General features: G+C 57.7%; 12 protein-coding genes. 9 read left to right on the forward strand and 3 right to left on the reverse strand.

Features of this window, described 5'->3' with window-relative positions:
• Positions 1–120 precede the first annotated feature (120 nt).
• The 3 genes from ACZ3HH_RS02850 to ACZ3HH_RS02860 are packed head-to-tail and all read right to left on the reverse strand — an operon-like array spanning position 121 to position 2,731.
• Positions 121–645 carry a MaoC family dehydratase gene (locus tag ACZ3HH_RS02850; RefSeq protein WP_465802661.1) on the reverse strand — a complete coding sequence of 175 codons (525 nt, stop codon included), beginning with the start codon at positions 643–645 and terminating at the stop codon, positions 121–123.
• Between the two features lie 10 nt (positions 646–655).
• Entirely contained in the window at positions 656–1,483 is an 828-nt protein-coding gene (locus ACZ3HH_RS02855) for an HpcH/HpaI aldolase/citrate lyase family protein (RefSeq protein WP_465802662.1), read from the reverse strand.
• 9 nt (positions 1,484–1,492) lie between these two features.
• Positions 1,493–2,731, reverse strand: coding sequence for an aminotransferase class I/II-fold pyridoxal phosphate-dependent enzyme (locus tag ACZ3HH_RS02860; RefSeq protein WP_465802663.1), 1,239 nt, complete (start codon positions 2,729–2,731; stop codon positions 1,493–1,495).
• Positions 2,732–3,127: 396 nt separating this feature from the next.
• Between ACZ3HH_RS02860 and ACZ3HH_RS02865 the strand changes: the two genes are divergently transcribed.
• The 9 genes from ACZ3HH_RS02865 (at position 3,128) to nuoI (ending at position 13,850) form a co-directional block, all read left to right on the forward strand.
• On the forward strand, positions 3,128–3,889 hold the full coding sequence (locus tag ACZ3HH_RS02865) for an SDR family NAD(P)-dependent oxidoreductase (RefSeq protein ID WP_465802664.1): 762 nt from the start codon (positions 3,128–3,130) through the stop codon (positions 3,887–3,889).
• 739 nt (positions 3,890–4,628) lie between these two features.
• Positions 4,629–5,042 carry an NADH-quinone oxidoreductase subunit A gene (locus tag ACZ3HH_RS02870; protein WP_007905050.1) on the forward strand — a complete coding sequence of 138 codons (414 nt, stop codon included), beginning with the start codon at positions 4,629–4,631 and terminating at the stop codon, positions 5,040–5,042.
• A 10-nt stretch (positions 5,043–5,052) separates the two neighbouring features.
• Complete coding sequence (locus ACZ3HH_RS02875) at positions 5,053–5,727, forward strand: NuoB/complex I 20 kDa subunit family protein (protein ID WP_008014893.1); 675 nt, start codon at positions 5,053–5,055, stop codon at positions 5,725–5,727.
• 72 nt (positions 5,728–5,799) lie between these two features.
• The gene (nuoC, locus tag ACZ3HH_RS02880) at positions 5,800–7,584 is read left to right on the forward strand and encodes an NADH-quinone oxidoreductase subunit C/D (protein WP_123722022.1); all 1,785 of its coding nucleotides are present in this window, start codon (positions 5,800–5,802) and stop codon (positions 7,582–7,584) included.
• A gap of 2 nt (positions 7,585–7,586) precedes the next feature.
• Positions 7,587–8,084: an NADH-quinone oxidoreductase subunit NuoE gene (gene nuoE / locus ACZ3HH_RS02885; protein WP_367374938.1), complete on the forward strand. Its 498-nt coding sequence runs from the start codon at positions 7,587–7,589 to the stop codon at positions 8,082–8,084.
• Positions 8,081–9,436: an NADH-quinone oxidoreductase subunit NuoF gene (gene nuoF / locus ACZ3HH_RS02890; protein WP_465802665.1), complete on the forward strand. Its 1,356-nt coding sequence runs from the start codon at positions 8,081–8,083 to the stop codon at positions 9,434–9,436. Before nuoE ends, nuoF begins: the two co-directional genes overlap by 4 nt.
• 137 nt (positions 9,437–9,573) lie before the next feature.
• The gene (nuoG, locus tag ACZ3HH_RS02895) at positions 9,574–12,288 is read left to right on the forward strand and encodes an NADH-quinone oxidoreductase subunit NuoG (protein WP_465802666.1); all 2,715 of its coding nucleotides are present in this window, start codon (positions 9,574–9,576) and stop codon (positions 12,286–12,288) included.
• On the forward strand, positions 12,285–13,292 hold the full coding sequence (gene nuoH, locus ACZ3HH_RS02900; RefSeq protein ID WP_258615899.1) for an NADH-quinone oxidoreductase subunit NuoH: 1,008 nt from the start codon (positions 12,285–12,287) through the stop codon (positions 13,290–13,292). The genes nuoG and nuoH overlap by 4 nt, the downstream gene beginning before the upstream one ends.
• A gap of 12 nt (positions 13,293–13,304) precedes the next feature.
• Positions 13,305–13,850, forward strand: a complete 546-nt coding sequence (gene nuoI / locus ACZ3HH_RS02905; protein WP_262117291.1) for an NADH-quinone oxidoreductase subunit NuoI — start codon at positions 13,305–13,307, stop codon at positions 13,848–13,850.
• Positions 13,851–13,858 lie beyond the last annotated feature (8 nt).

A 13,858-nucleotide genomic window follows, 5' to 3' on the forward strand; every position in this document is an offset into this window, starting at 1 on the left:
ATAAAGCGCCAGGCGCACGCCTCGCCAATACCCGAATTTCCACCGGTAACCACCGCCAGCTTGCTAATGGCATCGTTCCATTGTGTTTTCTGTGACTGTAAGACCGCTGAAGACAGACGCCTAGCCGACGGAGTAGTCCTGGGAATACCCTTGCTTGGGAACCAGAAAGGTGCGCAGGTAAGTGATCACGGGGGTGCCATCCTGCTTACGACCAATCACCTTGATGGTGACAATGCCCTGGCCCGGACGCGATCGGGATTCACGCTTGGAGACAACCTCACTCTCTGCGTACAAAGTGTCTCCGACGTAAACCGGATTTGGCAGACGAATTTCGTCCCAGCCCAAGTTTGCGATCGCCCGGGCACTCATTGTCGCTACCGTCATGCCGCTGATAATCGACAACGTCACCGAGCTGTTGACCAGCAACTTCTCGAATTCGGTGCGCTGTGCATAGGCAACGTCGATATGTGCAGGGTGGTTGTTCATGTTCACCAGTGACTGCCAGATGTTATCAAGCTCAGTCACAGTACGGCCGGGGCGGTGCTCGAACACATCACCCACCACAAACTCTTCGTAATGCAGGCCATAAGACTCACGGTAGCGATTAGCACCGATCCGTTCATGGGCAGGGATCATCGGTTCCATATCTTTCCCCTTAAAGACCCAGTTCCTGGGCGCGCTGGATAACTTTCCTGGCTTGCTTCACGAACGGTGGTCCCACCATGAGGTTCTTCAACCTGGTGATTTTTTCCCCACTGCTCTGCGCAGCCTGCACAACTGCCAAGGCATGTTCGTATTCAGCGATGGAAGGAGTGAATGCATCATTGATGATGGGAATCTGCCTTGGGTGAATGGAGGTCTTGCCACTGAATCCCAATTCCCGGGTGTCCTGGCATTCCTTCAGCAGCCCCGCCTCGTCGTCGAGATTGAAGTAAGCGGTGTCGAACGCGGGAATACCCGCGGCGCTTGCGGCCGCTACGATGCTCCCACGTGCATGCAGCATGTTGCTCCAGCCACCGATCTGCACCCCCAAGCTGGCCGCATAGTCGGCGGAACCAAAGATCAATCCGTCGGCACTGGATGCAATGGCGTAAATATCCCGCAAACAGGCCGGAGTTTCGACGGTGACCAGGATTTTCGGACTTTCTCCATTGCGATTTAAATTGGCGCGCACCACCTCTATCTCGGCCGCTGCTTCGGTCATTGCCAAGACGATAAATTCGGGCCGCTGTTCAAGTGACTGCACCAGCAGCAGATCGAGCAACCCTTGATTATCCCGCAGAGGATTGATACGCAGTGCTGTACGCTGCGTAACACGGGAACGATAGAACTGTTCGACACACAACCGGGCTTCAGCTTTCCCAGAGAGCGGAACACCGTCCTCCAGATCAATCACCATTACATCCGTCAGGGCATTCTTGGCGTATTGCTCAGGGTGTAACGCGGAGCAATACAGCAAGCTTCTTGGTGTGGGATTGGTCATCGTAACCTCTCAACGCTGGACAGGTTTCAGGTTCAGGCGGGCCTCTTCGACCTCTGCCTGGACAGCGGAGCAGAAGCTCCGGACATCTTCTTGGGACATGTCTGCACGCATCATCACGCGCAAACCGGATTTGTTCCTGGCCACGATGGGGAAGAATACGGCAGAGGTGTAGTACCCACGCTTGAAGACACCCTCGGAAACGCCGATCGCCATCTCGGGACTGTCCAATGGAATAACCCGAATCGGTAGGCCCGACCCCGCGTGCTCAGTCGCAAACAAGCTATCGAACAGATGAATATTGACACTAAGCTTCTGCTGCAAAGCGCCAAGCTCACTGGTCTTGTGAATATCCAGGGAAGCCATGGCTGCGCCTATAGCGGCGGGATTTACATATTGCGAATAGGACATTGGCCCACCAAAACGGCGAAAAACGTTCTGATAGTTGGCCTTCTCCGACATGAATATACCGCCACCATTGGCGCCAAATGCCTTGGCCAGTGAATAAACCAGCAGGGTCCGTGGATTGAGCTCAGGCATAAAAGTACGAATATAACCCTCACCCCGCTCGCCATAAGCACTCAATGAATGAGAGTCATCGAAGTAGAGAAACAGCCCATACTTGTCCTGCAAAGCCAACAGCCGCTCAATAGGCGCACTTCCCCCCATACTGTAAGCACCGTCAGCAACATACGCGACCAAAGGATGACGCTTGCACATGTCCTCGATAAAATCGACATCATTGTGATTGCAAGTGACAACCTGCGTTTCATCACCACAGATAGCCTTGACCTGATTCAATGCAAAATGGGCATGTTTATCAAAGATCAAAACCGGGCGTTGGCCATCGGTAAACATACCGGCTGCCAGCAGGGGTAGAGACGCGACAATGCCTGCGCTGCAGGAAGTCGCTGTGAATGCTCGACAATTGAAATGCGCCGATAAGGCGTCTTCAACCTCATCGAGTTCTTTCAACCTTATTCTGATACGCGAGGTGGGCAAATTCACGGTACCGCAACTCAACACATAATCTGCGGCACGTCGCGCCAGACGTTCATCGACCTCAAGACCCAAATATGAACAAGAACACATATTCATGAACAAATGACCGTTCTGATCCTGCATACGTCCCTGCTGAGCGTGCGTGATACTCAAATCGGTCAGCCCCGAATTTTGCGCAAGCGCCCAAGAGGGATTACCAATCTCTACGGACCGGGTGGTATTTATATACTTATTTTTTTGCTCAGACACACATGACCTCTCTATAGAACGAAGAGTCAGATCAGCACCGACTTCAATGCCACCTATCTAGCTACCGAATGTACCTAACAGCAGCCCACTTTCAACCTCATAAAATCAATTTTCGCCAACACTTAAGAAAGATCGTTCATTTTAAAATGAATGATCCGTAGGAACTTTCTGAAAAATTACCGCACACCTTAAAAACGCAACAGATAATCGCGCCCGAGCTCCGCAAACATGGAATAAAACCCCAACTCTGCCCCACAACATGAAGCAACAAATAGAGATACTATTATTATACTTCACGCTAGCAAAAAGCGACGCCCCCTCTATATTCAAGCGTTACGCCACATTCACATTTACGCACACGACCAGCCAACTCTCACCACGGAGTATCAACTCATCATGAATGGAAGACTAAGAGGGAAACGAGCTCTGATAACAGGCGCATCGGCAGGTATTGGAAGAGCTATAGCCGAAACTTTCATTGTCCAAGGCGCCGATGTTTTCATTACCGCCCGCACCGATGAAGCTGGGGCTCGTGCGGTAATTGCATTAGCTGAACACCTTGGTCAGCGAGCCGGCTTCACCCTTATGGATGCCGCAAGCACTAGCACTGACGCACTCTTTGAAGAAGCGCAAGCAGCTATTGGCCCCGTGGATATACTCGTCAATAATCCTGCATTCATAACCCGCACTCCATTTTTGGAGCTGAGCGAAGACGAATACGAACAAACCCTTGCAGTCAACCTCCGTTTTCCCTTCTTTATGGCTCAACGCTTTGCAAGAGACTGCATCGCTCGCAAACAGGGAGGCAGCATCATTAACATTTCATCGGTCAGTGCCTTCAAGGCAGTCAGCCGAATGTCAGCTTATCAGGCAAGCAAAGCAGCGCTGTCGATGCTTACACGAAGCTGCGCGGTAGAACTGGCACCCTATGGGATCAGAGTCAACACGATTTCACCCGGGCTGACCGCGACCAGTGGTAACGCCAACCAGTGGCGGGACTCCCCAGAAGTATGGCAGAACAGAAAAAAGGAGATTCCCATGCAGCGCGCTGGACTGCCTGCCGATATGGCAGGCGCTGCCATCCTGCTGGCATCTGATGAGTCATCCTGGATGACCGGTGCCGATCTGGTAATCGATGGGGGTCACAGCTGCATTTAGAGAGCCCGGAAAGTCGCGGCAGTCTCTTTACGCATTTTATTCCTATTGGCACGAGGCATAGCGCGGCGGTACCTGCCACCACTGGTCTTTCTCAGACTTGGCGAATGATTCCCTCGCAGCTTCATCCAACGAGCCGACCGCAAAGCCGCTCATCTGACACCCCGACTGGTTCGGGGTGTTTTTTTGCCTGCGATTTATCGGCCACCAAGAAACCCTGTGAGAGCCGGGCTTGCCCGCGATGGCGACCTGTCAGTCAACATCTGCTGCGTATGACACACCGCCATCGCGGGCAAGCCCGGCTCCCACAGGGAACGCGTCAACCCACAAAATTTTGCGAAACACATTGATCCAGAGCAGTTTCACGGCCCGGAAAATCAGGTAAAACGACCACGCTCGCTACTTGCAGTAACACGCATATAAGACAACTTCCCAGCCACTCACCCGTTAAACAGTTTGAAAACCGCGACAAATAATATTGATTATCATTTAGCGAGAGCTATGTTCGTTACATTCCCTACAAAACATATTTGACAAAACCCCCGCTAATGCCCGAGCGGCATGGGCTACAGGGCTTTGGAGGCGCGCTATGTCCTTATTCTTGTAAATAATTTCGCTATCTGAATTTTACTTGCTCGGTGTTTAGCCATAAAATCACCGCGATTGATTGCTGCGACATATCGTCACTGCTTTGTTTCTTTTCAAGCTCAGAGACCTTTGCTCTCTGTTAAGGATTACCAGCATGCCCGAAGCGACCGGACTCATGGCCCACAACTGGGGCTTTGCCATTTTCCTTCTGGGTGTCGGCGGCCTTTGCGCCTTCATGCTCGGCGTATCCAGCCTCCTCGGGTCAAAAGCCTGGGGCCGCAGCAAAAACGAACCGTTCGAGTCCGGCATGCTACCTACAGGTGGCGCCCGCTTGCGGCTCTCAGCCAAATTCTATCTGGTCGCGATGCTCTTCGTGATCTTCGATATCGAAGCCCTTTTTCTCTTTGCCTGGTCTGTGTCCGTCCGCGAAAGCGGCTGGACCGGATTCGTCGAAGCTCTCGTTTTCATAGCAATTCTGTTGGCAGGTCTTGTCTACCTATTCCGAGTGGGCGCCCTTGACTGGGCTCCGGAAGCTCGTCGTAAGCGGCAAGCGAAGCTGAAACAATGAGGCTTTGGCAATGCAATACAATCTCACCAGGATCGACCCCGATGCTCCTAACGAGCAGTATCCGATTGGCAAACGGGAAACCGTTTCCGATCCGTTAGAAGATCAAGTCCACAAAAACATTTTCATGGGCAAGCTCGAAGACGTGCTTAACGGCACGATCAACTGGGGGCGCAAGAACTCCCTGTGGCCGTATAACTTCGGTCTTTCGTGCTGCTACGTGGAAATGACCACCGCCTTCACGGCGCCCCACGACATCGCGCGCTTTGGCGCCGAGGTTATCCGGGCATCGCCGCGCCAGGCGGATTTCATGGTTATCGCCGGTACCTGCTTCATCAAGATGGCGCCGATCATTCAGCGTCTCTACGAGCAAATGCTCGAGCCTAAATGGGTCATCTCCATGGGTTCGTGCGCCAACTCCGGTGGCATGTACGACATCTACTCCGTCGTTCAAGGGGTGGACAAGTTCCTGCCCGTGGACGTCTACGTGCCTGGCTGCCCGCCCCGCCCTGAAGCTTTTCTGCAAGGCTTGATGCTGTTGCAGGAGTCGATTGGCCAGGAGCGTCGCCCACTTTCCTGGGTCGTTGGCGATCAAGGCGTTTACCGCGCCGAGATGCCTTCGCAAAAGGAACAGCGCCGCGAACAGCGTATTCAGGTAACCAACCTGCGCAGCCCCGACGAAGTCTGATCCAGATCTGTTCTTACAAAGAAACGAGAAACTGGCTTCATTCTTTACGTTGACCGAAAGCGATAAATAACCATGACTACAGGCAGTGCTCTGTACATCCCGCCTTATAAGGCAGACGACCAGGATGTGGTCGTCGAACTGAACAATCGTTTTGGCCCGGAGGCGTTCACCGCCCAGCCAACCCGCACCGGCATGCCGGTGCTTTGGGTTGCCCGCGCCAAACTCGTCGAAGTCCTGACCTTCCTGCGCAACCTGCCCAAGCCGTACGTCATGCTCTATGACCTGCACGGCGTGGACGAGCGTCTGCGCACCAAGCGTCAAGGGCTGCCAAGCGGCGCCGACTTCACTGTGTTCTATCACTTGATGTCGATCGAACGTAATAGTGACGTAATGATCAAGGTCGCCTTGTCCGAGAGCGACCTCAGCGTGCCGACCGTTACCGGTCTCTGGCCCAACGCCAACTGGTACGAGCGTGAAGTGTGGGACATGTACGGCATCAACTTTGCCGGTCACCCGCACCTGACCCGCATCATGATGCCGCCGACCTGGGAAGGTCACCCGCTGCGCAAGGACTTCCCGGCCCGTGCCACCGAGTTTGACCCGTTCAGCCTGACCCTGGCCAAGCAACAGCTTGAGGAAGAAGCCGCGCGCTTCAAACCTGAAGACTGGGGCATGAAGCGTTCCGGCCCGAACGAGGACTACATGTTCCTCAACCTGGGTCCCAACCACCCTTCGGCGCACGGTGCGTTCCGTATCATCCTGCAGCTGGACGGCGAAGAGATCGTCGACTGCGTGCCGGACGTCGGTTACCACCACCGTGGTGCCGAGAAGATGGCCGAGCGTCAGTCCTGGCACAGCTTCATTCCGTACACCGACCGTATCGACTACCTCGGCGGCGTGATGAACAACCTGCCGTACGTGCTCTCGGTCGAGAAGCTGGCCGGCATCAAGGTGCCCGAGAAGGTCGACGTCATCCGCATCATGATGGCCGAGTTCTTCCGGATCACCAGCCACTTGCTGTTCCTGGGGACTTACATCCAGGACGTCGGCGCCATGACCCCGGTGTTCTTCACCTTCACCGACCGCCAGAAGGCGTACACGGTGATCGAAGCCATCACCGGTTTTCGTCTGCACCCGGCCTGGTACCGCATCGGTGGCGTCGCTCACGACCTGCCGCGTGGCTGGGAAAAACTGGTCAAGGATTTCGTCGAGTGGATGCCAAAGCGTCTGGACGAATACCAGAAAGCCGCACTGGACAACAGCATCCTGCGTGGCCGGACCATCGGCGTCGCCGCCTACAACACCAAAGAAGCCCTGGAATGGGGCGTCACCGGTGCCGGCCTGCGTTCGACCGGTTGCGATTTCGACCTGCGCAAGGCTCGCCCTTACTCCGGTTACGAAAACTTCGAATTCGAAATCCCGCTGGCGGCCAATGGCGATGCCTACGACCGTTGCATCGTTCGCGTCGAAGAAATGCGCCAGAGCCTCAAGATCATCGAGCAGTGCATGCGCAACATGCCGGAAGGCCCGTACAAGGCGGATCACCCGCTGACCACGCCGCCACCAAAAGAGCGCACGCTGCAACACATCGAGACCCTAATCACGCACTTCCTGCAAGTTTCGTGGGGCCCGGTCATGCCGGCCAACGAATCCTTCCAGATGATCGAAGCGACCAAGGGCATCAACAGTTATTACCTGACGAGCGATGGCGGCACCATGAGCTACCGCACCCGGATTCGTACTCCAAGCTTCCCGCACCTGCAGCAGATCCCTTCGGTGATCAAAGGCAGCATGGTCGCGGACTTGATCGCGTACCTGGGTAGTATCGATTTCGTTATGGCCGACGTGGACCGCTAAGCATGAACAGCCCGCTTATCCAGACAGACCGTTTCGCCCTGAGCGAAACCGAGCGCTCGGCCATCGAGCATGAGCTGCATCACTACGAAGACCCGCGCGCGGCGTCGATCGAAGCCCTGAAGATCGTCCAGAAGGAACGTGGCTGGGTGCCTGACGGCGCGCTCTACGCCATCGGCGAAATCCTTGGCATCCCGGCCAGCGACGTTGAAGGGGTGGCAACGTTCTACAGCCAGATCTTCCGTCAGCCCGTGGGCCGTCACATCATTCGCGTCTGCGACAGCATGGTCTGCTACATCGGCGGCCACGAGTCGGTGGTCAGCGAAATCCAGGGCAAGCTGGGTATCGGCCTGGGTCAGACCACCGCCGACGGTCGTTTCACCCTGCTGCCCGTCTGCTGCCTCGGCAACTGCGACAAGGCGCCGGCGCTGATGATCGACGACGACACGTTCGGTGATGTGCAGCCTGCCGGCGTTGCCAAATTGCTCGAGGGCTACGTATGACCCTGACTTCCTTCGGTCCTGCCAACCGCATCAAGCGTGTCGCAGAGACTCACCCGCTCACCTGGCGTCTGCGTGACGACGGCGAAGCCGTATGGCTCGACGAGTACCAGGCCAAGAATGGTTACGCCGCTGCGCGCAAGGCCTTCGCCGACATGGCCCAGGACGACATCGTCCAGACCGTGAAAGACTCCGGCCTCAAGGGCCGCGGCGGTGCAGGCTTCCCCACGGGCGTAAAGTGGGGCCTGATGCCCAAGGATGAATCCATCAACATCCGCTACCTGCTGTGCAACGCGGATGAGATGGAGCCGAACACCTGGAAAGACCGCATGCTGATGGAGCAACTGCCCCATCTGCTGATCGAAGGCATGCTGATCAGTGCTCGCGCGCTGAAAACCTACCGTGGCTACATCTTCCTGCGTGGCGAATACACCACCGCCGCCAAGCACCTGAACCGTGCCGTGGAAGAAGCCAAGGCAGCAGGCCTGCTGGGTAAAAACATCCTGGGCAGCGGCTTCGATTTCGAGCTGTTCGTCCACACCGGTGCCGGGCGTTACATCTGCGGTGAAGAAACCGCACTGATCAACTCCCTCGAAGGCCGCCGCGCCAACCCGCGCTCCAAACCGCCCTTCCCTGCCGCTGTGGGCGTGTGGGGCAAGCCAACGTGCGTGAACAACGTTGAAACCCTGTGCAACGTACCGGCGATCATTGCCGACGGCGTGGACTGGTACAAATCGTTGGCCCGCGAAGGCAGCGAAGACATGGGCACCAAGCTCATGGGCTTCTCCGGCAAGGTCAAGAACCCGGGCCTGTGGGAATTGCCGTTCGGCGTCACCGGTCGCGAGTTGTTCGAAGACTACGCGGGCGGCATGCGCGACGGTTACAAGCTCAAGTGCTGGCAGCCTGGCGGCGCCGGTACCGGCTTCCTGTTGCCGGAACACCTGGACGCACAAATGTATGCCGGCGGCATCGCCAAAGTGGGCACCCGTATGGGTACCGGCCTGGCCATGGCGGTGGACGACAGCGTCAACATGGTGTCCCTGCTGCGCAACATGGAACAGTTCTTCGCTCGCGAATCCTGCGGCTTCTGCACCCCTTGCCGCGATGGCTTGCCATGGAGCGTCAAGCTCTTGATGGCCATCGAGAACGGCGAAGGCCAGCCCGGCGATATCGAGACCCTGCTGGGTCTGGTCGGTTTCCTCGGCCCGGGCAAGACCTTCTGTGCACACGCACCGGGTGCCGTGGAGCCGTTGGGCAGCGCCATCAAATACTTCCGTCCAGAGTTCGAAGCCGGCATCGCGCCCACCAGCGCCGTCGTCCCGCCTCTGGCAAAGCCGATCGTAGTCGGCGCTTAACGCTTTAAAAAAGGCGAACGGTCCGTGCCGTTCGCCTTTCGTCCGATGACGCCTTTCGAGGCTGTTTGGATTCGGACGAATAACAAGATTCCATTAGCCACGCCCGCTGACACCGGGCCAACGAAGAACTTTGAACCATGGCCACTATCCACGTAGACGGCAAAGAGCTCGAAGTCGATGGGGCAGACAACCTGTTACAGGCGTGTCTGTCGCTAGGCCTCGATATCCCTTATTTCTGCTGGCACCCAGCCCTTGGCAGCGTTGGCGCTTGCCGCCAGTGCGCGGTCAAGCAGTACACCGACGAGAACGACAAGCGTGGTCGGATCGTCATGTCCTGCATGACCCCCGCCACCGACGGCAGCTGGATCTCCATCGACGACGAAGAAGCGAAAGTGTTTCGCGCCAGCGTCGTTGAATGGTTGATGACCAACCACCCTCACGACTGCCCGGTCTGTGAGGAAGGCGGTCACTGCCACCTGCAAGACATGACGGTGATGACCGGCCACAACGAGCGCCGTTATCGCTTCACCAAGCGTACTCACCAGAACCAGCAACTGGGGCCGTTCATTTCCCACGAAATGAACCGCTGCATCGCTTGCTACCGCTGCGTGCGCTTCTATAAAGACTACGCCGGCGGCACCGACCTCGGCGTATTCGGTGCTCACGACAACGTGTACTTCGGTCGCGTTGAAGACGGCACCCTCGAAAGCGAGTTCTCCGGCAACCTCACCGAGGTTTGCCCGACCGGTGTGTTCACCGACAAGACTCACTCCGAGCGCTACAACCGCAAGTGGGACATGCAGTTCTCGCCGAGCATCTGCCATGGCTGCTCCAGCGGTTGCAACATTTCCCCGGGCGAGCGTTACGGCGAACTGCGTCGCATCGAAAACCGTTTCAACGGTTCGGTGAACCAGTACTTCCTGTGCGACCGTGGCCGTTTCGGTTACGGCTACGTCAACCGCGAAGACCGCCCGCGTCAGCCACTGCTGGCCAACGGCGCCAAGCTGGGCCTCGACGAAGCACTGGATAAAGCCGCTGACCTGCTGCGCGGTCGCAACATCGTCGGTATCGGTTCGCCGCGCGCCAGCCTAGAAAGCAACTACGCGTTGCTGGAACTGGTCGGCGCCGAGCACTTCTACTCCGGTATCGAAGCCGCTGAGCTTGAGCGCATTCGCCTGGTTGTGCAGGTGCTCAAAGACAGCCCGCTGCCGATCCCGAACATGCGCGACATCGAAGACCACGATGCGGTTTTCGTCCTCGGCGAAGACCTGACCCAGACTGCTGCGCGCATGGCCCTGGCCCTGCGTCAATCGGTCAAGGGCAAGGCCGAAGACATGGCCGACGCCATGCGCGTTCAGCCGTGGCTCGATGCCGCGGTGAAGAACATCGGTCAGAACGCGCTGAACCCGCTGTTCATCGCCAGCCTGGCTGAAACCAAGCTCGACGACGTGGCTGAAGAATGCGTCCACGCAGCTCCCGACGACCTGGCCCGCATCGGTTTCGCCGTGGCTCACGCCCTCGATGCCAGCGCGCCGGCCGTTGAAGGTCTGGACGCTGAAGCCCTCGAACTGGCTCAGCGCATCGCCAACGCCCTGCTCGCGGCCAAGCGTCCATTGATCATTGCCGGCACCTCGCTGGGTTCCAAGGCGTTGATCGAAGCTGCGGCGAACATCGCCAAGGCCCTGAAGCTGCGCGAGAAGAACGGTTCCATCAGCCTGATCGTGCCAGAGGCCAACAGCCTCGGCCTGGCCATGCTCGGTGGTGACTCGGTCGACGCAGCCCTGCAAGCGGTGATCGACGGTAAAGCCGACGCCATCGTCGTGCTGGAAAACGACCTGTACACCCGTACCGACAAAGCCCTTGTCGATGCTGCCCTGAACGCCGCGAAAGTGGTGATCGTGGCGGACCATCAGAAGACCGCCACCAGCGATCGCGCGCACCTGGTTCTGCCAGCGGCCAGCTTCGCTGAAGGCGACGGTACGCTGGTCAGCCAGGAAGGCCGCGCCCAGCGTTTCTTCCAGGTCTTCGACCCGACTTACCTCGACGCAAGCATTCTGGTTCACGAAGGCTGGCGCTGGCTGCATGCCCTGCGTTCGACCCTGCTGAACCAGCCGATCGACTGGACCCAACTGGACCACGTCACCGCTGCCGTTGCTGCGAGCAAACCGCAACTGGCGCGCATCGTCGATGCCGCACCGTCCGCCGCGTTCCGCATCAAAGGCCTGAAACTGGCTCGCGAACCGCTGCGTTACAGCGGTCGGACCGCCATGCGCGCCGACATCAGCGTGCACGAACCGCGTACTTCCCAGGACAACGACACCGCGTTCTCGTTCTCCATGGAAGGTTACTCGGGCTCGGTCGAACCGCGTCAGCAAGTGCCATTCGCCTGGTCTCCGGGCTGGAACTCGCCGCAAGCCTGGAACAAGTTCCAGGACGAAGTCGGTGGTCACATCCGCGCTGGCGACCCGGGCACTCGCCTGATCGAAAGCACCGGTGATTCGCTGAACTGGTTCGCCAGTGTTCCGCGCGCGTTCAACCCGGCTCCGGGCACCTGGCAGGTCGTGCCGTTCTTCCACCTGTTCGGCAGCGAAGAGAACTCTTCCAAAGCCGCGCCGGTTCAAGAACGCATTCCAGCTGCTTACCTGTCGCTGGCCAAGTCCGAAGCCGATCGCCTGGGCGTCAATGACGGTGCCCTGCTGAGCCTGAACGTGGCCGGCCAGACCTTGCGTCTGCCGCTGCGCATCAACGAAGAGCTGGGTGCCGGTCTGGTCGCATTGCCGGCCGGTATCGCCGGCATTCCGCCAGCAATCTTTGGCAAATCCGTTGACGGTCTGCAGGAGGCAGCGCTATGACCTGGTTCACTCCTGAAGTGATCGACATCATCATCGCGGTCCTCAAGGCCATCGTGATTCTGCTCGCCGTCGTGGTGTGCGGCGCGCTGCTGAGCTGGGTCGAGCGTCGTCTGCTCGCCCTCTGGCAGGACCGTTACGGTCCGAACCGCGTCGGCCCGTTCGGCGCGTTCCAGATCGCGGCCGACATGATCAAGATGTTCTTCAAGGAAGACTGGACCCCGCCGTTCGCCGACAAAGTGATCTTCACGTTGGCACCGGTCGTGGCCATGAGCGCCTTGCTGATTGCCTTCGCGATCATCCCGATCACCCCGACCTGGGGCGTGGCGGACATCAACATCGGCATCCTGTTCTTTTTCGCCATGGCTGGTCTGTCGGTCTACGCGGTGCTGTTCGCCGGCTGGTCGAGTAACAACAAGTTCGCCCTGCTGGGCAGCTTGCGGGCCTCGGCACAAACTGTGTCGTACGAAGTGTTCATGGGCCTGTCGCTGATGGGCATCGTGATCCAGGTTGGCTCGTTCAACATGCGCGACATCGTTGAATACCAGGCGCAGAACCTGTGGTTCGTCATTCCGCAGATCTTCGGCTTCCTGACCTTCTTCATCGCTGGCGTCGCCGTGACTCACCGTCACCCGTTCGACCAGCCGGAAGCGGAACAGGAACTGGCCGACGGTTACCACATTGAATACGCCGGCATGAAATGGGGCATGTTCTTCGTTGGCGAATACATCGGTATCGTGTTGATTTCAGCGCTGCTGGTGACCTTGTTCTTCGGTGGCTGGCACGGTCCGTTCGGCATTCTGCCGCAGATCCCGTTCATCTGGTTTGCACTGAAAACCGCGTTCTTCATCATGTTCTTCATCCTGCTGCGCGCCTCGATTCCGCGCCCACGGTATGACCAAGTGATGGATTTCAGCTGGAAGTTCTGCCTGCCGCTGACCCTCGTCAACATGCTGGTGACCGCTGCGGTCGTGTTGCTCAACACGCCCGCCGTCGCGGCTCAGTGAGGATAGAGAATCATGAAGTACATTTTTGACATCGTGCATGGCTTCTTCACCCAGCTTCGCAGCCTGGTGATGATCTTCGGCCATGCCTTCCGCAAGCGCGACACGCTGCAGTACCCGGAAGAAGCCGTGTACCTGCCGCCGCGCTTCCGTGGGCGTATCGTGCTGACCCGCGACCCCGACGGCGAAGAACGTTGTGTAGCCTGCAACCTGTGCGCCGTGGCGTGCCCGGTGGGTTGCATCTCGCTGCAGAAAGCTGAAACCGAAGACGGTCGCTGGTACCCGGAGTTTTTCCGTATCAACTTCTCGCGCTGCATTTTCTGCGGCCTCTGCGAGGAAGCCTGCCCGACCACCGCGATCCAGCTGACACCGGATTTCGAAATGGCCGAGTTCAAACGTCAGGACCTGGTGTACGAGAAAGAAGATCTGCTGATCTCCGGCCCCGGCAAAAACCCTGATTACAACTTCTATCGTGTTGCAGGTATGGCGATTGCCGGTAAGCCGAAAGGCGCCGCGCAGAATGAAGCCCAGCCGATCAACGTGAAGAGCTTGCTGCCTTAAGGAAGAAA

The organism is Pseudomonas sp. PME37.24/025 (assembly GCF_055556615.1).

Coding starts and splice junctions, on each gene's coding strand:
- ACZ3HH_RS02870 (WP_007905050.1), top strand. CDS start 4,629: ATGCCCGAAGCGACCGGACTCATGGCCCACAACTGGGGCTTTGCCATT.
- nuoH (WP_258615899.1), top strand. CDS start 12,285: ATGACCTGGTTCACTCCTGAAGTGATCGACATCATCATCGCGGTCCTC.
- nuoC (WP_123722022.1), top strand. CDS start 5,800: ATGACTACAGGCAGTGCTCTGTACATCCCGCCTTATAAGGCAGACGAC.
- ACZ3HH_RS02850 (WP_465802661.1), bottom strand. CDS start 645: ATGGAACCGATGATCCCTGCCCATGAACGGATCGGTGCTAATCGCTAC.
- ACZ3HH_RS02865 (WP_465802664.1), top strand. CDS start 3,128: ATGAATGGAAGACTAAGAGGGAAACGAGCTCTGATAACAGGCGCATCG.
- nuoI (WP_262117291.1), top strand. CDS start 13,305: ATGAAGTACATTTTTGACATCGTGCATGGCTTCTTCACCCAGCTTCGC.
- ACZ3HH_RS02855 (WP_465802662.1), bottom strand. CDS start 1,483: ATGACCAATCCCACACCAAGAAGCTTGCTGTATTGCTCCGCGTTACAC.
- nuoE (WP_367374938.1), top strand. CDS start 7,587: ATGAACAGCCCGCTTATCCAGACAGACCGTTTCGCCCTGAGCGAAACC.
- nuoG (WP_465802666.1), top strand. CDS start 9,574: ATGGCCACTATCCACGTAGACGGCAAAGAGCTCGAAGTCGATGGGGCA.
- ACZ3HH_RS02875 (WP_008014893.1), top strand. CDS start 5,053: ATGCAATACAATCTCACCAGGATCGACCCCGATGCTCCTAACGAGCAG.
- nuoF (WP_465802665.1), top strand. CDS start 8,081: ATGACCCTGACTTCCTTCGGTCCTGCCAACCGCATCAAGCGTGTCGCA.